Below are 21272 nucleotides of genomic sequence, written 5' to 3'. Positions count from 1 at the left end.
AATTTTTTTAACAGCAAGTATTTTGGCCTTGATATGCGCCAAAAAGATCTGCCAGTTGTGTTTGTAAAAGCTTCCATGTTTTGGGTTCGATACAATAACACACCTTAACGCCTTCTATCGTCCCCTGTATGATGCCCGCGTTTTTTAGTTCTTTTAAATGTTGGGATATCGTTGCCTGCGCCAAACCTAATTCGTCTACCAGATCGCCGCAAATACAAGCGTTTGCAGCCATAATGTGCTGCAATATGGCTATCCTGGCGGGATGAGCTATTGCCTTTAACAACACGGCCAGCTCATTCTGACGGTCGGTAAATATTTCTGATTTGGTAGTTCCCATTTTATTATATCGCAATATTACGATTAATAATTGAAGTCTATCATTTTATTTAACAATAAACTCGCCGACAAACTATCGCCACCATTATTTCGACAAGTTTTTTGCATCTTGCTATCACCTCAAACTATAACCCGCCCAAATTAAACGAGCGAAAAATTATAGCTGTTGATTGCATAAAAACGAGGCACCGCTCTTTGAAAATCACCTAAAAACCTCATTTACAATTATTTATTAATAAAACCTACTGCCGGCATAAAGCCTGATACCCGAAAAACGGTTAAAATTACTACCGGCATAACACCCGATACCTGAAAAACGGCAAATATTACTACCGGCAAAAGCCCCGATGCCCGAAAAACGGCAACTATTACTACCGGTATTAATATCTATACCCGTGTAAATAAAAAAGCGGATAACCATCCGGCCACCCACTTTAATATTAGTTCAGCACTGTTTATTTTTTCTGCCCGATCTTATAATTAACAGGCGGTTCTGCACCCATCAGATTCTTTACAAAGTAATCCCAGCGACGGCGCATCATGTAGTAAGAGTACTCGCCATAACCGTGAGGTTTATTAGGGAACACCACCAGGTCGAAACTCTTGTTGGCTTTCTCTAAGGCTTCAACTACCAGTAAGGTATTTTGCGGCGGTACGTTATCGTCCATTAAGCCGTGGGCCAGCATAAGCTTGCCTTTAAGGTTCTTAGCCAGGTTTTGGTTGGCCTGCGCCTCGTAGTCACTGTTCTCAACCAAACCATTGTAACGCTCGCCCCAGTTATCCTCGTAGTTGCGGTTTTCATGATTGCCTGATTCTGCTATGCCCACCTTAAAGAAATCGGGGTAGCGGAACATGGCCCCTGCGGTAGCAAAACCACCACCCGAGTGCCCCCAGATACCTACTTTGTTCAGATCCATATACGGGTATCTAGCGGCCAGTTGTTGTATGCCGGTCACCTGGTCGGCCAGCGTATTATCGGCCATGTTGCCGTAGCTCATATCGTGGTAGCTTTTAGAGCGCAGCGGGTTACTGGTACCCTCAATCTCAACCACCACAAAACCCAGCGCAGCTAAAGCGCCATTGTCGCCCCTCGCGCTATAAAAGGACCAACTGCCGACGCTACCACCCTGCGGACCAGGATAGATATAGTCGATGATCGGGTACTTTTTGTTCGGGTCAAGGTTTTGCGGCACATACATTAATCCGTAGATGTCTGTTTTACCATCATGCGCCTTAACAGAAAACGGCACTACAGGCTTCCATCCTGTAGCAGCAAGCTGGCTGACATCAACCTTTTCCAGCTCCATAATTTGTTTGCCCTGTAAATTGCGCAACACGGTTACCGGCGGCACATCAGGTTTTGAATAGGTATCAACAATAAAATTACCCTTCGGCGAGAAACTTGCAGTATGATTACCTGCACCCGGCGTTAGCACGGTAAAGCCTTTGCCATCCAGCCCTATTTTACATAACTGCGTAAAGTAGGGATTTTCGTCTTCCAGGCCATCGGCAGTAAAATATATTACACGGTTCTTTTCGTCAACTTTAACTACGTTGGTAAGCACCCAGTTGCCTTTGGTTACCTGGTTCTTTAGCTTGCCGGTGGCAGCGTCATATAAATACAAGTGTCCCCAGTTATCACGCTCAGAGAACCAAAGGATCTCGTTTGTTTTGCTCAGGTAGCGCCAGTTAACCGCGTCCCAGCCCGATTCGAACTGAGTTTTTACGGTTTCTTCAAACACCTCACGAACCGTGCCGGTAGCGGCGTCGGCAATGCGTACTTTAGCTTGTTTATGATCGCGGTTGGTTGATACAAAAACCAGTTTGGTGGCATCATCGCTCCAGTATACGTCGGCCCATTTGTCGCCGTCTTTAATATCATCGCTCAGGGTCGACCTGTGCGGATCAGGGTCAACCTGCAGCTTAATTACTTTGGGATTATCCACATCAATAATTACCCGGCTCAGCATCGGGATCTCTTTATCGCCAGGGAACGGATATTTCCATTGCTGTAATTTTGGCGCGCCAACGGCTGTAGGCACCAGGTACATATTATTCACCTTACGCTCATCCTGTTGAAAGGTGGCTATCTTCTTAGAGTCGGGCGACCAAAGCAGTATCGGCGCTTCACCCTGCGCCCAACCGGCGTTATCTGTGGCATAGCCATCGTCCTTCACACCATCTGTGGTTAACTGAGTTTCCTGGTTGGTGTTTACATCGCGAACCCATAAGTTAAAATCTTTGATATAGGCAGCCTTTTGTCCGTTAGGCGACAATACCTCGTTAGGGTTACCGACAGGCTTAGCCCCGCGGCGGCTGTGCGCACCGGTGGTTGATGCTGTTTTAACAGCGCTGGCATCTTCTGTAACCAGGTTATTCTCAAACTTCCATTGCTTACCATCTACCGAAAAAATAACACCTTTTCCATCTGCCGAAAAATTAAAAGACTTAAAGGGCAATTCGTTCGCGGTATATTGTTTGCCTGTAGCTGTGGATAGCCCGGCGGCCAGTTTCTGATGATCAAAAGCCGGTGTGGCCTTGGTTCCCTTCGCAGGGTTAACCAGCATGAACTGGTTACCTGCAGCAACCGGGGTACGGTAATAAAAACGATCATCAGGCAGCCAGGTTGGGTGGATGCCGTCGCGTTTCACTAAAGGTTCGGTATTGTAGCCCAGCATACGTTCTGCATGCTCGTAATCTTTGGCTGTTAAAACCGCTCCCTGCTGGGCATGTACGGTTATTGCCATTGCCAGCGGAATAGCGGTGAGTAAGAACTTATTCATTGCGTATAAAACAGTTAATTTTAGAGCGACAATATACGGCTATTACCAGTTTTTTCAAGCAGTACTATTTATGGTTTTATATAAAAAAAGCGGGCAATTTATAATTGCCCGCCTGTTATAAAAATAATGAGATCAGTTATTATTGCGTATTAAGCGTTCCGCCTATCTGACTAAGCAATGTGCCGGTGGTAAAGGTAGCCGCTGTTTTGGTACCCTTAGTATAAGTACCGCTGCTGTACAAACCGTTAAAGTTTACACCCGATGCAACACTGCCGCCTGTATAAACATTGTAAGTAGTATTTGCTTTTAATTTAGCACTTGTAAACACCAAAGTAGTATAAGCCATTAGGGCCTGGAAAGTTAAAGCTTCCGTTCCGTCGGCGGCTTCTATGTGGATGATCTGGGCCGTACCTGCACCCAAAATTGCCGAATGCTGGGTTGATGTGGTAGTATTAGGCGCGCTTGTTGTTGCACCAATGCCTATTAACTGGCCGCCGGTTATTTTAAACGAGCGTGTACCGCAATCAACACCCGATTCGCCGGTGTTAAAACCAACCGCCACTACCTTGCCACCGGTAAGGGTAAAGGTACCGTTCGAGTCCATGGCATCATTATCTGAGCTATTGGCGTAAATGTTACCGCCGTTAATGTACATGGCTGTAGCCGCGCTAAAAGCGTCGTCGCTGCTGTTGCATAATATATTGCCTTTATTTACAGTAAGCACACTTTTGCTTGAAATACCTTTGTCAGCTAATGATTTTATATTTATTGTGCCGCCATTGATATTTATATAAGGCATAATGGTGGTATCGCCGGCATCGTACGAAGCAGTAATACCTTTACCCATCGAGTTGATGTTAATATTACCATCGTTAACAATAATATATCCTTCTTCGGCTTCAATTCCATCACTCCCTGATGTAATTTTTATAGTGCCTCCATCTACATAAACGGCGTCGTTAGCGTGGATCCCGTCGCTTAATGAATTGGTTACAGTGATATTACCCGAACGGATACGGATATAATCGTCGCTTACAATAGCATGTTTGTAATTGCCTGCTACGGTTAAGCCACCTGTACCGCTAAACACCAGCTGGCCTTCAGAAAAGAATGTCCCTTTCTGATCTTCGGTACCAAAAGCCACATAGCCCGGCGCATCAGCAAGTGCATTTGTTGTGCCATCGGCCAGAATAACAAATGCAGTCTTTTTTGATTGTATGTTGATAGCCGGCCCATCAAGGTTGGTAATGTTGGCGCCGTTCAAGGTAAGTTCAAATTTCTTATCGCTGTAAATCTTAACAGACCCGTTAGTTGTTGTACCTGATACGGTATAGGCTATACCGCTGGCCGTAGCAGTTATAATAACATCGCCATTAGTTTGTGTAATAGTAACGCCACTTGTTGTAGCGGGTGTAATTGTGGCACCGGTAGCGTCAAAAGCAATAGCAATTGTGCTGGTAAATGTTGAATTTTCAACAAGATCATCGGTGTTTGCGCCTGTCTCTGTGGATCCTTCGGGCGGGCCGCTGGTAACTGCCGTACTGTCAATTTTCGTTGTGCCGGGACCGGTTGGTGCATTATTGCCAGGTGCATTCTTTTTTGAGCAACCGGCTAATATTACAAATGAAACAAATAGCAGTTGCAAAGCAAAACTGCTTAAGGGGGTAAATTTGTTTTTCATTTCAAGAATTTAAGGTAATTGGTCGATGTTTTTAAAACAATAAATAAACGCTAAAGCCCAAGTTTTAATATGTACTTGCTCATAGCTATTATTCATTATTTCCAATAAAATTAGGCCTAATTACTATCCCTGTGTGTAACGTTTTAGTTGGATACTTAAAAACGAAGATTTTACAACCCTCAAGATGCTTTTGTATTAAAAATATTACTTGATACTATTAAGCAGCGTAGTCAATTCGGCAGCTACTTTTTGTCCGAGCGCGGCAAAGCCTGAAGGTATGGGGTGCGTACCGTCACCACCCTGGTAGTATTCGGGATGGTCTATCGCAAATCCCCACAGATCATCTACCATAATGTCTTTTTGGGTGGATATATAGTCGAGCGCTATTTTATTGCGTTCTTTTACCCTGTCTGATTTTGGGTCTAAAATTTTGGCATCAGCAGTGGTATGCATGGGAGTAGATGAGGCCCACATCAGCCTGGCATTTGGCGCGCCCTTGCGGATAACTTTAACAAAACCGGGAAACGCCTTTTTATATTCATCCTCGGTATAGCCAAAGCCGTGCAGCCCATTATTAAAATGGACGATATCAAATTTATAATAGCTCATGATCAAAGCTATCTCTTTGTTCAATGCCGGATCGCAAGTACTTTTTGAGGTAGATAACCGCGCCACATAAGCCTTACCCTCCAGTTGTTTTACTACCTCGGGGTAATACCCGCGCGAGATGGAATTACCTATCAGCAGTATCCTCGGCAGTGCATGGTCGTTTGTGTTGGGCATGTAAACGTCTATCCACTCAATATCTTCTCTGACGGGTTGTTTATCCTGCGCCCGTAAAGGCATCGCGGTAGCAAACAACAAAAAAACGGTAAGGCTTATAATGATGGATTTAAGTTTCGTAAAGTATCCTGGTTGGTTATATCTTCTGTTTTAGGTTCATCGGTATCATGTCGTTCAACAATAATGGTACACTCGCCAACCAATGCGGTCAATGCTCCTATTGCCGCAAACATAGGTAACAGTACCACACCTACCAAACCCAGCGTTAACGGAAAGCTTGCTATTTCTTTACCGGCCTTGTCGGCAATGGTTATACGGGTTACGTTACCCTCTGCTATCAGCTCTTTAACTTTTTTGAGCAGGCTTTCGCCGTTTATCGAGAAAAATTCTTTGTTTGCCATATGCCCTGTCCTTAATTTTATTTGAAGGTAGTTATTTATAAATAATTTTAGTTTGTACAAAACTATTACCCAAATAGTTGGTTCTGCTTTTATGGAAACCAACAGATTATCGCCTACGCTTGCTCAAGCATTAAACGACCAAATGACCAACGAAGCGCACAACGCGCAGATCTATCTTGCTTATGCCTCATGGGCAAGCGATAACGGTTATGACGGTATTGCAAATTTTCTTTTCAGGCACGCTAATGAAGAGCGTAACCACATGATGAAGTTCCTGGAATACATTTTAAAGCGCGGAGGTAAAGTGGTGGTATCGGCCATACCTGATCCAGGACCGGACCCGTTGAATGTGAACGATTGCTTTGAAAAGGTTTTTCAGTCGGAGGTAGAAAATACAACCAAGATCTACGGCATTGTTGATATGAGTATGGCAGAAAGGGACTGGGCAACCTGGAACTTTATGCAATGGTTTGTGAAAGAACAAACAGAAGAAGAGACCCTTGCTATGGATCTGCTTAGCAAAATTAAAGTTGCCGGCGGTGCCAATGCAAATAACGATGCTTTATACGCGCTGGATCTTGACCTTGGTAAAACCCCTGACGACGCGGTACTGGCACAGGATGTAACAGTAGAAAAACCGTAATTAAATTTATTGCGTAATATTCATAAAAAGCGAATGACTTTGTTGAGCATTCGCTTTTTATTTGCGAGTATAACTATCTAATAATCATTCCAACATAGAAACATTATTGTACCTTCAGTAAATAATCCCAGTTAAATATTGATGCCCTTATTGACAAAAGATATAAATGAGACGGACAGGCTTGACGCTTTAAGGTCTTATCATATTTTGGATACCGCCGAAGAGAAAGACTTTGACGAACTGACAGAACTGGCATCAGCCATTTGCCAGACACCTGTAGCCCTGATCAGCCTGGTTGATGCCGAGCGGCAGTGGTTTAAATCGCACACCGGGGTTGATGTTACCGAGACCCACAGAAACGTTTCTTTCTGCGCCCACGCTATTGCTTCTTTTGATGATATCATGATTGTTGAAGATGCTAAGGCCGACGAACGCTTTGCCGATAACGCTTTAGTAACAGGCGAAACCAATATTACATTTTATGCGGGCGTCCCCCTAATAACAGAAGACGGTCACGCTTTAGGCACGCTTTGCGTTATTGATACCAATAAACGCACACTTACCGCACAACAAACCACCAGCCTTAAAATTTTGGCCAAACAAGTAATGGATAAGCTGGAGTTGCGACGAAAAATAATGCACCTTGAAGCCGCAAACCAGGAGTTGCTAAACTCTAACGTGCTTATCCAAAAATTTGCATCGATGGCGGCGCATGATATCAAAAACCCATTGAGCAGTATCTTGCTGACATCGCAGGCGCTCAAAATACGGCAGGAAAAAATACAGGACGCAGGCTGTATCAGGCTGGTAGACCTGAATATCACCTCTACAAAAAACTTAATGGTTTTGGTTGAAGACATGCTGGCCTACTCAAAAGAGCCATCGTTGCTGATCGCTAAAAGACAGCGGTTTAACCCCGACGCTATTTTTCAGAAAATACTGGCCATGTTAACAGTTCCTGAAAACATCAGCGTTGAACTGCCCGAAATAAAAACCGAGCTCCATTTGTCGCTGATAGCTTTCGAGCAGATCTTTATTAACCTGTTAAGCAATGCCATCAGGTATAACAATAAAGAAAAGGGTATTGTTAAAGTAAGGTTTGCAGAAGATGACGAATTTTATAGGTTTGAAGTAACCGACAATGGCATTGGTATTGCCGAACAATACCATGAAAAGATCTTCTCGAACAACTTCACGCTAAAAATCACCGACCGGTATAATAAAAAAGGATCGGGTATCGGCTTATCAACTGTAAAAGACCTGATCAATGCTTTAAATGGAAATATTTACGTTAAGTCTGTTTTAGATGAGGGGACTACATTTTTCCTCTCCTTAAAAAAATAAGCTGTAAGATCAGGCATTTACCGGGAGTTCAAAGGCAAATATTGAGCCTTTGCCCAATTCGCTGCTCACCCACATTTCGCCTTTATGCCTTTCTATGATCTCGTGGCAAATGTACAAGCCAATGCCCAGGCCTGACATATGCGACGCAAGATTTTCTACCCGATAAAATCTTGAGAAAATTCTTTCCTGCTGATCTTTATCAATGCCAATTCCAAAATCCTTCACAGAAACCCGGGCCTTTTCATTGTCGCTTGTTACAGTTATGGTGATCTTGTCAGCGCCCGGCGAGTACTTGATGGCGTTAGTAATCAAATTGATAACCACCTGCTCCACGCGCTGATGATCGGCATTAAGCATGACCGGCATTTCGGGATATTGTAATTCAATTTTATGGCTGGCATAGTTGGGCTGCATCATTTCTGCAACATCCTTTACCAGTTCTGTAAGGTTAAACTTGGTATAAGACAATGGCAGTTTGCCCGTTTGTATCTTAGATACGTCAAGCAGGTCAGATATCAGCGTAGTTAATTTATTTACCTGTGCGAGTGCTTTGCCAATAAAGTTCTTGTTGCGGTCTTCGGGTGCAAGCCCGCGCTCAATGATTTGCAGATAGCCGCTGATACTGGTAAGCGGAGTTTTTAACTCATGGCTTGCCAGGCCTATAAATTCGTCTTTCCTGGCGTTTAAAACCCTGATCTCGTCATACAGTTTGGCATTTTCTAAAGCTACCGAAGCCTGCGCGGCAACACCGGCCACCAGTTGTTCATGCTCCTGTTTAAAAATGCCCGGCTGTGGATGGCCGAAAAACAATCCGCCTATCACCTCGCCTGTTTTGGCCTTAACCGGCACGGCAAGATAGCTCACTACAGGCAAATGTCCCGCCGGCATCCCTTTGTGCGGCGAGTTTTTGCCATATCGCGGGTCTTTGGTAATATCATCAACCCTAACAATGCCATCACCATTAAATGTCGGTGCAAAAACATCCGTATTGCGTGGCATACTGAATTTTTCAAATGCCTCGCGCGGCGCGCCGGATAAGGTATACAGCATATAAGATTCGCCCTTTTCATTAATTTGGTTATGAAAAAATGCGCCGAACGCCGCGCCGGTTAACTGCGTGGTAGCGTCGGTAACTTTTTGCAGGATGCCTTGCGTATCCAGGTCGGCAGAGATTACCTGGCCAATGGTGTTGATTATTTCCATGTGCTCGGCATAATTCTTCAACCGTTCTTCAGACAATTTTCTCTCGCTGATATCACGTGCTATTTTTGACGCGCCTATTACCTTCCCCTGCTCATTCCGGATAGGCGAAACCGTCAATGACAAAGAAATCTCCCTGCCCGATTTTGTTTTACGGATAGTTTCAAAATGATCTATACGCTGGTTATTCCTCACCTTGCCAATGATCAGTTCTTCTTCTTTTAGTCGCTGCTCAGGTATAATGATAGAAATATGTTTACCGATAGTTTCGCTTTCAAGGTATCCGAATAATTTTTCTGCCGACTGGTTCCAACTGGTAATTATACCGTTCAGCGTCTTACTGATGATGGCATCTTCTGATGATTCGATAATAGCCGCCAGCATGGCTTGTTTTTCTTCATCCAGTTTACGCTCGGTAATGTCCATCAACATCCCTGAATATTCGCTTGCCGAACCGTCTTCATTAAAAAAGAGTTTACCGGTGGCGCGTACCCATTTCTGCTCTTTGGTGATGATATTGGTTATTGGGTATTCAATATCACTGTCTTTATGATTCCGGATAGCATCGGTTAAAATATCAGTTAAAGTTTGCTGATACTCAGGGTCCATAGCTTCGACAATACGCTCGATAGCTATCTCCTCATTTAACGGGAAACCAAACAGCTCTTTAATAAAATCAGACATGGTTACCCGGTACGTAACCGGGTCTATGCTCCAGGTACCCATCTTGCCCGCCTCAATAGCCTGCTGCAGTTTGGCATTGGCGTCAGATAGCTCCCTGTTGTATTGCCCCTGCAGTTTAGAAAGCTTTTGTTCTTTTAAAAGATAGTTTTCTGATTGTGCTAATTTTTCGAAAGTATTCAGGTGCATGGCTATCAGATCTGTAAAAAGCCTGAACATACCTATCACTTCGGGCGTATTCACTTTAGCCGGGCGGGGGTCGATAGCACATAGGGTCCCGAAAAAGCTGCCATTTTTCAGGAAGATAGGCACCGAGATATAACTCTGAAAACCATACATAGCCGGCGTATGATGGTTTTGAAATTGCACATCCTGTAAAACATGATCAATTATTACCGGCTCGCCGCTTTGGCGGATCTCGTCGCAGATAGTAGTTTCCAGTTTCAATTCGCCGCCGGGCACTAAACCAAAATTGATCTCATCCCTTACAACACAAGCCACCCACTTTGTATCTGTCACACGCGCTATGGCGGCAAATCCCATACCTGTTGTACGGCAGATCACCTCTAACAGGGTCGATACCATGGGGATGTGGTTAACCGCGTCAATATCGGCCTGGATATTCTCTGTCATATATTTTTGTACGGGTTGAAATTAGGGCGTCCGGGGTTGGTTTGCTTTATTTTATAATACAATAATAAAAATATTTACGACATTAAAAATACCAAAAAAGGCAAAGAATTTATCCCTCAATTACCGCTTTGTTTTATAACAACAATTGCCCCTTATAGTTTGTTAACTATAGACTAATTTGCAACCATGGAAAAGTTTGAAATATCTGTACTTATTGAAAATGAGAACCAGCATTTTGAGATCAGGGATTATATGCACCACGATGGCGAAAAATGCAAATACGAGATCTATAAAGACGGCCAATTTATTGCAGGCTTTGAACCCGATCATCACAAGATCCTGCACATCTGCAAAAACCCGGGCATACTGCCCGAGGACACGCTGCACCTGATAGCCGAACAACTGGAAGGATATAATATTTAACGCCGTATTTTTTATAGCTTAGTTTAACTTACATTTAAGCTGTGAAAAAATACTGTATCCTTATCCTTCTGTTCTTCGCCGGCTTACTGGTTTCGGCTATACATCCACATGATTATTTTACCTGGATACTTGAAGTTTTTCCGGCTATCATAGGCTTTTTTGTTTTAATTTTTACTTTCAGGCGGTTCAGTTTCACAACGCTGACCTACGTGTTTATTCTATTACATTGTTTCGTGCTATTTATAGGCGGGCACTATACTTACGCGCAGGTACCGTTGTTTAACTGGGTTAAGGATGTATTTCATCAATCGCGTAATAACTATGACAAGCTGGGGCATTTTACGCAGGGTTTTGTACCGGCGATGATCACGCGCGAAATATTTATCCGCCAGAATGTGATCCAAAAGAAAGGATGGATAGCCGTTTTAACCGTTTCTGTTTGTATGGGGATAAGTATGTTGTATGAATTTTTAGAGTGGTTTGTATCTGTTACTTCAGGCAGCTCGGGCGACTCGTTCCTGGGTACGCAAGGCGATATCTGGGACACACAATCTGATATGCTTTTTGCCACCATAGGCGCCATTTGTATGGTAACGCTATTTGCTAAAGTGCATAACGCGGTAATAAAGCAGTTTACTGTAACAGCAAAATAATCTGACATTCAATATTTTACTTTGATTTATGGCTGATTTTCCTTAACATTAAATATCCTTTAACATTAACCATCACAGCCATGCCGAACCATCTTTCGATCCTTGGAATCATCCACACCGCCATTAGTGTACTTGCCTTATTTGCCGGAGCTTATTGTTTATTTAGTGACGGAAAAATAGTGCCCGAAAACAAACAGGGCCGGTTATATATCATATTAACTATTATTACTTGTCTTACCTCTTTCCCCATCATGAAAACCGGGCATTTTACCGGTGCGCACGGCCTTGGAGTGGTGGTACTTGTACTGCTGCCTATCGGCATTTATGCCAAATCAATCCCACTGGTTAGTAAGATAGCAAGATATGTGCAGGTAGTGGTCATGTCTATGACGCTGTTTCTTTCTTGCATACCGGCGATTGTTGAAACGCTAACCAGGCTGCCTATTTCCAATCCATTGGCAAGCGGCCCAAATGATCCGTTGATCCAAAAAGGATTGCTGGTATTAACTCTGACTTTTGTTGTCGGGGTGATCTATCAATTGATAAAACTAAGATCCAAAAAGAAAACCACGCAAACTCCCGACGGTGAAGTAAAACTTAGTTAAGTATTAAATTTTGTCTCCAATAAACCCTATAAATGTCTCGCTTAGCCCTTAGCTTTAAAACCCGGGCCGGTTAAATTTGTTAAAAATTTAAACAGCCAAAGCAAAACACCATGAGCAAGATAACCCCGTTTTTATGGTTCGATAACAATCTTGACGAAGCCATAAAATTTTACGCGTCAATTTTTAAAAACTCAAAATTACTTTACGAAGTAAAATACGGCGAAAACGGCCCCGGCCCGAAGGGCACTGTTATGACCGCCACATTTGAGCTGGAAGGACAAAAATTCATGGGGCTAAATGGTGGCCCAATGTTTAAATTTACCGAAGCTATATCCTTGTTTATAGCCTGCGAAAACCAGGAAGAAATTGATTATTACTGGGAAAAACTGACAGATGGCGGCAAAGAAAGCCGTTGCGGCTGGCTTAAGGATAAGTTTGGCCTTTCATGGCAGGTAGTACCTAAAAACCTGGGCAGCTTGTTGCATAACAGCGACCCTGAAAAAGCAAATAAGGTAATGCAGACCATGCTTGCTATGGATAAGCTTGATATAGCCGCGCTGGAAAAAGCAGGTGAATAATTAATTTATTTTATAGCTTTGAGCATGCAATCTCCAACACCTACAGATCAGCTTAAGCAGGTAAAAACATCAATTTTTATTAATTTGGCTATGTCAGTATATGCTGTTTGCACACTTCTGCGTGCTTTGCAAACGCATGTATTCTGGCGGATCCTTAGCTCTGCAGTTGGTTCGGTATTTTTTGTAGCGATGGTTGTTATACTGGTGCAAAAAATGATCAAATTGCGCAAGGCTGACTAACTCTTTGTGCTTATTCTTAATACTCGTATTTTTTTTAGAGATTTGTCGCGGTAAAAATTATCTGCCATTAAATACGCGATGAAGAAAATAACAGAACAAAACGCCGCAAAATATACGCTGGTATTAATTATTGTTACTTTTTTTGTCCGCTTACTGATTGCTGCCTACACCGGCCTGGGTAACGGCGAATCATATTATTTCAGGGGTGCTATACATTTAGACTGGAGTTATTTTGACCAGCCACCACTGTTCTTTTGGATAGGCGGGGCGAGTATCAGGCTGTTTGGTTTAACTAATTTTGGCCTCCGTTTTCCGGATGTATTAATGTTTGCCGGTACAAGCTGGCTGTTGTTCGCCTTATCGCGTAAACTATTTAATGCCGCGGCAGGATTTTGGGCCGTTACCGTAATGAATTTAAGCGCGCTGTTTACCGTAGGCGTTGCCTGCTGGTACCAGCCCGACGCGCCACTGATGTTCTTTTGGCTGTTAAGCACCTGGTATATTGTTAAGGTATTGGGTATTGGCGAAGAAAAACCGCTTGATCCCAAAGCCGATAAAGGCAAAGTTTATTGGTTGTGGATAGTAATAGGCATTTGCATGGGCCTGGCAACTTTAAGCAAGTACCATGTGTTGTTTTTATTCGCGGGTGTGTTTATGTTTATCCTCACCAATAAAAAACAGCGGCATTGGCTTACACACCCCGGCCCTTATTTGGCTATTGTCATCACCATTATCATGGCCACACCGGTAATTTGGTGGAACTATAAAAACAACTGGGTATCGTTTGTGTGGCAAGGCTCAAGGGCAGGCACGCGCGACGAGGCATTTAAGATCCATTTCGACTGGTTTTTCCGTAGTATAGCCGGGCAGGCTGCATGGTTATTGCCATGGATCTGGTTCCCTACCATCAGGCAAATGTTTATTGCCTACAAAGAGCGCGTAAAGGCCGAATATGGCTTTAACTTCTGGATGTCGGTATTGCCTATTGTATTTTTTACCGTACTAACGCTGTGGGCCGATCTGCAATACCATTTTCACTGGCAGGCCCCCGGTTACATGATGCTGTTTATGCCATTGGGTTTTGCCATAGATAAAGCTTTAAACAGTCGCGACGATGAACGCCGGCGTTTAACCCGCAGGTGGCTAAATTTCTCTATCTGCTTTACAACCATTACCATAATTGTGCTGGGCCTGCATTTAGTTACCGGTTTTTGGCAAAGCTATGGCCCCAAATGGGTGGCCAGCCTTGGCGGCGGTAAAATTGATCCCACCATACAGGGTGTTGACTATGATGATGTAATGACCCGCTTTGAAAAAGAAGGCTGGATAAAAAACCCCAACGTTTTTGCAGGCAGCACCCGCTGGTGGCTGGCCGGCAAGGTAGATTGGGCGCTTAGGGGTAAAAAAGACATTGTAGCCTTTAACCGCGACCCGCGCAACCTTGCCTTTTTGGTAGACCCGAAAACGCTGGTGGGTAAAGATTGCGTGATCATTGGCGAGGCACACGCATATGATGAAACCATTAAAGCCGACGGCACGCCATTTTTTGACAGCATTACCCAATTACCCGATATCCCGATCATCCGCGGCGGCGTAGTTGAAGAACACCTGCAGGTTTATTATTGTAAGAATTTTCATCAGTCGGCTAAACCATTGCCGGATTATCCTTTGTATCGCCAGTTAAATGGCTTGGTTCCGTTTGGGAAGTAGAAGATAAATTAAAGACATCGTAGTATTTATGCGATCAATTAATGGAAAGAAGCGTTCACATTTAAAAAAAGAAAAGGCTAACCGTTTCTGATTAGCCTTTTTTTAGTTTGATATATAAGAAATTTCGTGTGTTAAAAAGTACAGAGCGTCACTTACCGGTTTATCAAATCCTTTGATCTTATCCCCGGTAGGCAAAATAATTTGAACATCGTTGAACTTCATTATAGGTTTTTCACCAATATAATCTATTTCAAATTTTAGAAATTCAGTCTGTTCTTTTAGCAGATAAACAATTTCCATCAATCCTTTGTAGTCATCTTTAAAGTAAAAATTAAATTCAAAATATGAATTTCTTGACCGAAAAGGTTTGTTCAAAAACTCCTGTACTTGTAGTTGTGGTGTCATAGCTTACGATTGTAAGCAAATGTTACGCCAAAGAAATATTGCAGTTGTTTATTATGCACAACTGAAAAACCTGTCAAGAAATTATTACCGAGAAAATTCGTTTTTGAAAGCTCTAAATAATAGTATTCAGCAAAATGGTGTCAGGATTTGTGTGCCAAACTGTATCACGAGGTCAATTTTATAAAATCAATTTACTAAATATCAATCAATTACAAAAATTGGTATATCAAAGTGTATCACTGGGACACATTCAGTTTGGTACACCTGTTACACTTAGGGCACGTTTACTTAGTATTCCACTTAAACTTGCTGATACCAATACCGCCAAACACTACAATGTAGGCGATGGATACAATAACAGCAGTAGAGGTGTCAGAGGTCCATTTGGATGCCTCCATGCTGCCTGCCAGCATCATCTTCACACATCCGTAAGGCGAGAAGTTGACAAGCTTCTTTACAGTGGCGTTCATTGAATCAATACCACCTACCATACCCACCATAATAAACAGGAAGTAGGTGATGCGGGTGGTGGCATTGATGGTTTCAAAGTTCTTGATCAGGCCCACTATCAGCTGCCCCAGGCTAAGATATACCGCGCCGCCTAAAATAGCCACGGCAAAGGTCAGTATATAGCCCTGCGCATTTAATGAAATGCCATCATACTGGTATCCTATAATAAACGTCCCCAAGGTTAATACCATGATCATTACCATCTGGATGCTGATACGGCTGGCCATGATTGCCCAGGTGGGCACCGGTGCAACCCTTAACCGCTGGAAGATGCCTTTATCCCTGTCGCGGGCGATGGATAAAGTATAGCTCATTAAGCCGATGGCAATAAGACCGATGGTGATAGATGTAGCCAGTACAGCTGGCCCGCCTATCAGCTTGATCAAACCTTTCCAGGTTATTAATATGATCATCGGCACTAATAACGATATAACAACCGAACGGCGGTTGCTGACAGCGGTAGCTAGATCAGCCCGAAACAGTGTGGCAAATACAGTTGATGATTTAGGTACTATAGTTTCCATAATATTTGGTTAGGCTCTTACGGTTTTACCGGTAAGGGCTATAAACACATCTTCTAAAGTTACTTTTCCGCGGCGCGATACGGCTATTACTTCCGGATCATCCTTATGCCTGTTGATCAAGGCCTCCGGGGTATCCACTGCCACAACAGTCCCATGATCGATAATGGCAATGCGGTCGCAAACAGCTTCGGCCTCCTCCATGGAATGCGTGGTGAGTAATACCGAGTGGCCCTTATCGCGTATAGCCTCAATACGTTCCCAAAGCTGACGGCGTGATTGCGGATCGAGACCTGTAGTAGGCTCGTCAAGCAATACCAGTTTAGGGTTATGAATGGTAGCGATAACCAGGGACACCCGCTGCTGCTGCCCGCCGGAGAGCTGCCCGAATTTCTTCTTGCCCGCATCTGCCAGTCCTATTTCGTCAAGTACCTGGTTGATCTTATCCTTTGTCATAGGCACTCCGTAGATACCCGAGAAAAGCTGCAGGATCTGGATCACATTCAACTCGGACTGAAAGCTGGTTGACTGCAACTGTACCCCCATTGATGCCCTGGCATGCAGCGGCTTTTGCTGCACATCGTAACCGTCCACCTCGATAGTTCCGGTCTTGAATTTTATCAGGCTTTCAATGGCGCTAAGCGTGCTGGTTTTGCCCGCGCCGTTAGGCCCTAGCAGGCCGAATATCTCGCCCTGCAACACACCAAACCCGACGTTTTTTACAGCTACGACGTTACCATAGGTAACACCAAGGCCATCAACCTTTAAAATATATTTATCCTGCGTGACGGTCATGTAATTATTGCTTTTTGAGATTGGCAGATCAATATTACAATAATAGCAAATCTTTATACATGAAAAAACCTTAATAAGCACGTTTGATAGCGTAAACTCATTAAGGTCCTTTTAATGTTATGTTGACTCACCCGGACTTTGCTTCGCTCGTCCACCCTCTCTTTCGCAAGCGATAAAGAGGGTTGTTGCTTTTATTTAATTAACACCCTTAAAACTCAAACCAAAGCGTATTACTAACCGGCTGCCCGGTAGCATGGTTCTTTTGGCTTTGCGGACCCATGGATTTGGCTGCCTGGAACTTGGTACCTATCGGGCTGATAGCATCCAGGAACCCGATATTACCATCAGGGAACGATGGCTCCACATTATTGTTTGACAGCGCATCCTGCTCCCTGGCCGGGCGGTACATTTGCAGGAACATGTTTTTATTATTGCTGTAAACTGTAAACGGTGCTTCTTTATTTTCAATCACCGCCCAGTTAACCTCGCCGTGGTAGCCTTTAAATTCGGGGTAACCCCAGTTTTCGCCGGTTATGGTATTGTTGTAATCTTTGTGCCATACGCCAAATTGCTGGCCGGGCACACGGTTTTTCCATACCCGGTAAGGACCTCTGCCCAGCCACTTCATGCCCGTAACCTTGTCTTCAGGGTAATTGAATGTGATGCCCATAAAATCAGCATCGCCGGTTTGGGTGTAGGTGTAATCCAGTTTAACGGGCTTGCCAACTTCAAAGGTCCACTTTACATGCAGGGTAGCGTCGCCTTCGTAATCCGCGTTAACAAACCATGCCTTTGGAGTATCGGCAAAGGTGAATTTTTTCAAAGTGGTGTTAACACCCGCTAATACAGGACCGCCTGATAACGAGATGGTAGTTTTGCCTTTAACCACTTTTTCAATGTACCCGGTAGTTTTATCGAAGTAGTACTTGTTACCATTGGCGTTAATCACCAGATCATTACCACCCTCTGTTTTTGTGATAGTTTTTGATGCAATTACAGGCGCTTTGGCAATACCTGCCGGCGATTTGATAGCCCAGCTCCAGGTAAATAATTCTTCGCCATGAGGGCCATACGCGGTTAAATACAGGGCATCGTTTTTTGCCCATGTTGCGGGTAAATGCAAGTCGAGTGTTCCTTTTTCTCCCGGAGCCAGTTCTAACGGCAATGGCGCGCCGGTGGCGGTTGCTATAGCCTTTGTGCTTTTGCTTTGGGGCGATGGTAACTTAACAAGTTGCCATTTAAATTTACACTGGCTTAGTTTGGTAAACACATAGCGGTTCTCCACCTCTATTTTGCCGTTAAAGGTCTTATCGATAGGCTTGGGTTTAATGTATACCGGCGACCAGATCTCTTTGATGGTATAAAAGCTGGCTTCCTTTTCGCGGTGTGGGCCTAATATGCCGTCAGGCGCGCGGTTTCCTGTGCCATCATAGGTGTTATTTTTATCGGTACGGATAACAGATTCATCCAAAAATGCCCATATAAAGCCGCCACCCAGGTGCGGATAGGTCACCATCTGATCCCAGAAATCTTCTAACGCAGCGCCTGCCCCGCCATCATATAAGCCATGCATAAATTCGGTAGGCATAAAAATATCCTTGCCGGTGTTTACCGTTTTCGTGATGTAATTATAATCGGGATAGTGATGCGCGTCCACGTTGTCAAAGTTTGACCACGGGTGCAGCACCACACGTTTTTGCGGATCATACAAACTATAATCATTATCCAGCTGGAAGTTGAAACCACCTTCGTTACCGTTATCCCAAAACACAACCGATGGGTGGTTAACATCGCGAATAACCATCTCTTTAACCAATTTATGACCGACTATGGTATCATATTTTGCCTGCCAGCCGGTTAGCTCGTCCAGCACGTAAACACCTAACGAATCGCACACATCTAAAAAATCAGCATCAGGCGGGTAATGCGACATGCGTACCGCGTTGTTGTTCATCTCCTTCATCAGCTTCACATCCATCACCTGGATCTTATGGCTCAGTGTGCGACCGGTTTCAGGCCAAAAGCTATGGCGACAAGTTCCTTTTAAAACCGTTTTGGCGCCATTTACATAAATGCCATCCTGCGGGCGCACTTCGATGGTACGGAAGCCGAATTTTTGTTTAATGGTATGCACAACACCCTGTTTGTTGTTGATGGTTACTACAACCTGGTACAAATTAGGAAACTCTGAACTCCATAAAGCGGGCTTGTCAAAATTATGTTTCAGTTCAAGATGATCTGCTGTTGCACTTGCAGGTACAGAAAATGGCGCCTCCACATTTTGCCCGCTTAGTGTCTGCACCTGTGCTGTAACGGTTTCGTCATTGTGCAGGTTTTGGGCATAAACATCCAGTTGAAATGAACCGTCGGCTTTGGCATTTACGGCAGTGTGGGCTATAAAAGTAGCAGGTACAACCTCTAAATATACCGGGCGGAAGATGCCGCCGAACACCCAGAAATCGCTGCGGTTACGCTCTGCATCATTTACAGACGCTTCTGCCGACATTTTATCTACCGTAACTTCCAGTAAGTTTTGCGCATTGAATTTTACCAGGTCGGTAATATCATATTTAAAGCGGTAAAAACTGCCCTGGTGTATGGGGCCAGCCTGCTTACCGTTTATCATCACTTTAGTATCGGTCATGGAGCCTTCAAATACAATGAAGACCCGTTTACCGGTCCAAGGACCTACGGTAAACTCGTGCTTGTACTGGCCGCTTTCGTGAAACTTATTCTTATCGCCGCCGTAATTGTAGCCGCCAAAACCTTGCAGTTCCCAGCACGATGGCACAGCAATTTTTGTCCATTTGCCACTTAACCGGCCATCGGTACAAAAAAAGTCCCATTGTACGGTATGGTCTTTATCCGTACCCGATAAATATTTTATAATTGTTGATTGCGCGAACGAATTTAGCGAGATGACAAGCCCCAAACAGGCACCCAAAAATTGCTTCATATTAACTGCTGAAATTGGTTAAATTACCGCTAAGCTAATGATAGTAGATGGTATTAAGACAGATAAACAACGGAAACGATTGCGTAATAAGTATGTTGCAGTGATCACTCACCCGGTCTTTGCTTCGCTCGACCATCCTCTCTTCCGCAAGCGGCAAAGAGGTTTTGTTTTTAATTATTGAACTATTACCCTCTTTCCGCCGAAGGCGAAGAGAGGGTCGACCAGCAGAGCGCAGTCGGGGTGAGTAATCATCGCCGTTAAATCCCTGCCAACCACTTACCCGCAAATGGTATTTTACTTAACAGCCAAACCAACAATAATGACAACATAAAACATATAATTGCCGTTACCGGGATGCTGACGAGCGGTGTACAAAGCTTGTAGCTGATGCCAAAAGGCTCATCTAAAAAATAAAGGATAAGCGCATGGCATAAATAGATCCCGAAGTTATACTCACAGGCAAAGTCCTTGGCTTTGAGGATGAATGCCGGCAGCTGTACTTTGATAAATCGCCCCAATAAAAATGCGCTTGATGACAGTATTACTATTGTAGGGGATAATGGTTCATATAACAATGTAGTGAACGTGTTGTGCTTGTAAAGCAGGTAAGTACCTGTTACCGCGATCATCAACAGCACCAAAAACAAGGCCCACATCTTTAAAACAATGCGCTTGCTGTAATTAACATAAAAAGTTAGGTAATGGCCCAAAACCAAATACCCGGCATAACCGGTAAAGTAATGAACATCAACCTGCGGGTTAATTGACGATATGACTGGCTGCGTAAGTATCATTACGATCAGCCACACCACCAAAAAGTATTCAACCTCGCGCTTACTGGCATTACGCACAAACTTACCGATGATCGGGATGAAAAAGTACAACCCTATCAGCATATATACATACCACAAATGGTATGAGCTGCCGTATTTTAACTGGTGCAAAACCTGCTTAACATTTACCCAGGTAGTGCCGTTAAAAACCATCTCTTCGTTATACCATGAGTACCATATGTACACCAGGCTCCAGAACAAAAAGGGCACTACTACCCTGCTTAGCCGCTTTTTCAGGAAAGGGACAAACTCGTATTCGCGGTGCAATAATAACGAGCCGGTTATCATAACAAATACCGGCACTGCAAAACGCACAAGCATGTTATAAAAATCAGAAACCAGCCAAATTGAAACCGGTTCCTGCCCGTACTGTGCCAACGGAATGGCGGATACGTGCAGCACGATAACAGCAAATAAGGCTATTAATCTTAAACTATTTATCCAATCTAAATTTTGGGCTTTTGTTGCGGTCATTAATAAAATCGGTCTGTTAAAAGTACTATATTTCTGCTAAAACAGCGTTAAATTAAATGTAAGTACAACTAACACAAATTTAAT

The 21272-nt window shown here is 43.7% G+C and carries 19 protein-coding genes; 8 read left to right on the top strand and 11 right to left on the bottom strand.

Annotated features, from left to right (window positions below; genetic code table 11):
* Positions 1-7: 7 nt before the first annotated feature.
* The 5 genes from FO440_RS20365 to FO440_RS20345 form a co-directional block, all read right to left on the bottom strand.
* On the bottom strand, positions 8-337 hold the full coding sequence (locus FO440_RS20365; protein WP_144250140.1) for an ArsR/SmtB family transcription factor: 330 nt from the start codon (positions 335-337) through the stop codon (positions 8-10).
* Between the two features lie 454 nt (positions 338-791).
* Positions 792-3119, bottom strand: a complete 2328-nt coding sequence (locus FO440_RS20360; protein ID WP_144250139.1) for a S9 family peptidase — start codon at positions 3117-3119, stop codon at positions 792-794.
* A 139-nt stretch (positions 3120-3258) separates the two neighbouring features.
* Complete coding sequence (locus FO440_RS20355) at positions 3259-4800, bottom strand: carbohydrate-binding domain-containing protein (RefSeq protein WP_144250138.1); 1542 nt, start codon at positions 4798-4800, stop codon at positions 3259-3261.
* Positions 4801-5004: 204 nt separating this feature from the next.
* Positions 5005-5646, bottom strand: coding sequence for an SGNH/GDSL hydrolase family protein (locus tag FO440_RS20350; RefSeq protein ID WP_144250137.1), 642 nt, complete (start codon positions 5644-5646; stop codon positions 5005-5007).
* Positions 5647-5678: 32 nt separating this feature from the next.
* Positions 5679-5984 carry a DUF4342 domain-containing protein gene (locus FO440_RS20345; RefSeq protein ID WP_144250136.1) on the bottom strand — a complete coding sequence of 102 codons (306 nt, stop codon included), beginning with the start codon at positions 5982-5984 and terminating at the stop codon, positions 5679-5681.
* A 91-nt stretch (positions 5985-6075) separates the two neighbouring features.
* Here FO440_RS20345 and FO440_RS20340 point away from each other — a divergent pair, with 91 nt between their 5' ends.
* Both FO440_RS20340 and FO440_RS20335 read left to right on the top strand, forming a co-directional pair.
* Positions 6076-6627, top strand: coding sequence for a ferritin (locus FO440_RS20340; protein WP_144250135.1), 552 nt, complete (start codon positions 6076-6078; stop codon positions 6625-6627).
* 141 nt (positions 6628-6768) lie between these two features.
* Positions 6769-7971 carry a sensor histidine kinase gene (locus FO440_RS20335; protein WP_144250134.1) on the top strand — a complete coding sequence of 401 codons (1203 nt, stop codon included), beginning with the start codon at positions 6769-6771 and terminating at the stop codon, positions 7969-7971.
* A gap of 9 nt (positions 7972-7980) precedes the next feature.
* Here FO440_RS20335 and FO440_RS20330 read toward each other — a convergent pair whose 3' ends face one another.
* A complete protein-coding gene (locus tag FO440_RS20330) occupies positions 7981-10485 on the bottom strand; it encodes a PAS domain S-box protein (RefSeq protein WP_144250133.1) in 2505 nt (834 codons plus the stop codon).
* A 186-nt stretch (positions 10486-10671) separates the two neighbouring features.
* On the opposite strand from FO440_RS20330, the gene FO440_RS20325 reads away from it, so the two are divergent.
* The 6 genes from FO440_RS20325 to FO440_RS20300 all read left to right on the top strand — a co-directional run bounded on the left by FO440_RS20325 (position 10672) and on the right by FO440_RS20300 (position 14694).
* Entirely contained in the window at positions 10672-10908 is a 237-nt protein-coding gene (locus FO440_RS20325; protein ID WP_144250132.1) for a hypothetical protein, read from the top strand.
* A gap of 41 nt (positions 10909-10949) precedes the next feature.
* A complete protein-coding gene (locus FO440_RS20320) occupies positions 10950-11561 on the top strand; it encodes a DUF2238 domain-containing protein (protein WP_144250131.1) in 612 nt (203 codons plus the stop codon).
* A gap of 80 nt (positions 11562-11641) precedes the next feature.
* Complete coding sequence (locus FO440_RS20315; protein ID WP_144250130.1) at positions 11642-12166, top strand: hypothetical protein; 525 nt, start codon at positions 11642-11644, stop codon at positions 12164-12166.
* Positions 12167-12276: 110 nt separating this feature from the next.
* Positions 12277-12744, top strand: coding sequence for a VOC family protein (locus FO440_RS20310; protein ID WP_144250129.1), 468 nt, complete (start codon positions 12277-12279; stop codon positions 12742-12744).
* A 24-nt stretch (positions 12745-12768) separates the two neighbouring features.
* On the top strand, positions 12769-12984 hold the full coding sequence (locus tag FO440_RS20305) for a hypothetical protein (RefSeq protein WP_144250128.1): 216 nt from the start codon (positions 12769-12771) through the stop codon (positions 12982-12984).
* Positions 12985-13062: 78 nt separating this feature from the next.
* Positions 13063-14694 (top strand): ArnT family glycosyltransferase, encoded by a 1632-nt coding sequence (locus FO440_RS20300; RefSeq protein WP_144250127.1) that lies wholly within the window; start codon positions 13063-13065, stop codon positions 14692-14694.
* 102 nt (positions 14695-14796) lie between these two features.
* Here the strand turns inward: FO440_RS20300 and FO440_RS20295 are convergent, their stop codons facing one another.
* From FO440_RS20295 to FO440_RS20275, 5 genes are all read right to left on the bottom strand, one after another.
* Complete coding sequence (locus FO440_RS20295; protein WP_144250126.1) at positions 14797-15099, bottom strand: hypothetical protein; 303 nt, start codon at positions 15097-15099, stop codon at positions 14797-14799.
* A 284-nt stretch (positions 15100-15383) separates the two neighbouring features.
* On the bottom strand, positions 15384-16133 hold the full coding sequence (locus FO440_RS20290) for an ABC transporter permease (RefSeq protein ID WP_144250125.1): 750 nt from the start codon (positions 16131-16133) through the stop codon (positions 15384-15386).
* A 9-nt stretch (positions 16134-16142) separates the two neighbouring features.
* Entirely contained in the window at positions 16143-16925 is a 783-nt protein-coding gene (locus FO440_RS20285) for an ABC transporter ATP-binding protein (protein WP_144250124.1), read from the bottom strand.
* Between the two features lie 208 nt (positions 16926-17133).
* Positions 17134-19881: a glycoside hydrolase family 2 TIM barrel-domain containing protein gene (locus tag FO440_RS20280; RefSeq protein WP_144250123.1), complete on the bottom strand. Its 2748-nt coding sequence runs from the start codon at positions 19879-19881 to the stop codon at positions 17134-17136.
* Positions 19882-20138: 257 nt separating this feature from the next.
* Positions 20139-21188: an acyltransferase gene (locus FO440_RS20275; protein ID WP_144250122.1), complete on the bottom strand. Its 1050-nt coding sequence runs from the start codon at positions 21186-21188 to the stop codon at positions 20139-20141.
* Positions 21189-21272: the final 84 nt, after the last annotated feature.

Origin of the sequence: Mucilaginibacter corticis (assembly GCF_007558865.1) — a bacterium.
GTDB lineage: Bacteria > Bacteroidota > Bacteroidia > Sphingobacteriales > Sphingobacteriaceae > Mucilaginibacter > Mucilaginibacter corticis.
Note: the sequence above shows the minus strand (reverse complement) of the source record. Positions and strands in the feature narration are given on the sequence as shown.

What these genes read in the sequence shown, in the direction of transcription:
- FO440_RS20295 (WP_144250126.1), bottom strand. Translation starts at nt 15,099, where the DNA reads ATGACACCACAACTACAAGTACAGGAGTTTTTGAACAAACCTTTTCGG.
- FO440_RS20305 (WP_144250128.1), top strand. Translation starts at nt 12,769, where the DNA reads ATGCAATCTCCAACACCTACAGATCAGCTTAAGCAGGTAAAAACATCA.
- FO440_RS20280 (WP_144250123.1), bottom strand. Translation starts at nt 19,881, where the DNA reads ATGAAGCAATTTTTGGGTGCCTGTTTGGGGCTTGTCATCTCGCTAAAT.
- FO440_RS20330 (WP_144250133.1), bottom strand. Translation starts at nt 10,485, where the DNA reads ATGACAGAGAATATCCAGGCCGATATTGACGCGGTTAACCACATCCCC.
- FO440_RS20290 (WP_144250125.1), bottom strand. Translation starts at nt 16,133, where the DNA reads ATGGAAACTATAGTACCTAAATCATCAACTGTATTTGCCACACTGTTT.
- FO440_RS20285 (WP_144250124.1), bottom strand. Translation starts at nt 16,925, where the DNA reads ATGACCGTCACGCAGGATAAATATATTTTAAAGGTTGATGGCCTTGGT.
- FO440_RS20350 (WP_144250137.1), bottom strand. Translation starts at nt 5,646, where the DNA reads ATGCCTTTACGGGCGCAGGATAAACAACCCGTCAGAGAAGATATTGAG.
- FO440_RS20355 (WP_144250138.1), bottom strand. Translation starts at nt 4,800, where the DNA reads ATGAAAAACAAATTTACCCCCTTAAGCAGTTTTGCTTTGCAACTGCTA.
- FO440_RS20310 (WP_144250129.1), top strand. Translation starts at nt 12,277, where the DNA reads ATGAGCAAGATAACCCCGTTTTTATGGTTCGATAACAATCTTGACGAA.
- FO440_RS20340 (WP_144250135.1), top strand. Translation starts at nt 6,076, where the DNA reads ATGGAAACCAACAGATTATCGCCTACGCTTGCTCAAGCATTAAACGAC.
- FO440_RS20315 (WP_144250130.1), top strand. Translation starts at nt 11,642, where the DNA reads ATGCCGAACCATCTTTCGATCCTTGGAATCATCCACACCGCCATTAGT.
- FO440_RS20365 (WP_144250140.1), bottom strand. Translation starts at nt 337, where the DNA reads ATGGGAACTACCAAATCAGAAATATTTACCGACCGTCAGAATGAGCTG.
- FO440_RS20345 (WP_144250136.1), bottom strand. Translation starts at nt 5,984, where the DNA reads ATGGCAAACAAAGAATTTTTCTCGATAAACGGCGAAAGCCTGCTCAAA.
- FO440_RS20325 (WP_144250132.1), top strand. Translation starts at nt 10,672, where the DNA reads ATGGAAAAGTTTGAAATATCTGTACTTATTGAAAATGAGAACCAGCAT.
- FO440_RS20360 (WP_144250139.1), bottom strand. Translation starts at nt 3,119, where the DNA reads ATGAATAAGTTCTTACTCACCGCTATTCCGCTGGCAATGGCAATAACC.
- FO440_RS20300 (WP_144250127.1), top strand. Translation starts at nt 13,063, where the DNA reads ATGAAGAAAATAACAGAACAAAACGCCGCAAAATATACGCTGGTATTA.
- FO440_RS20275 (WP_144250122.1), bottom strand. Translation starts at nt 21,188, where the DNA reads ATGACCGCAACAAAAGCCCAAAATTTAGATTGGATAAATAGTTTAAGA.
- FO440_RS20335 (WP_144250134.1), top strand. Translation starts at nt 6,769, where the DNA reads ATGCCCTTATTGACAAAAGATATAAATGAGACGGACAGGCTTGACGCT.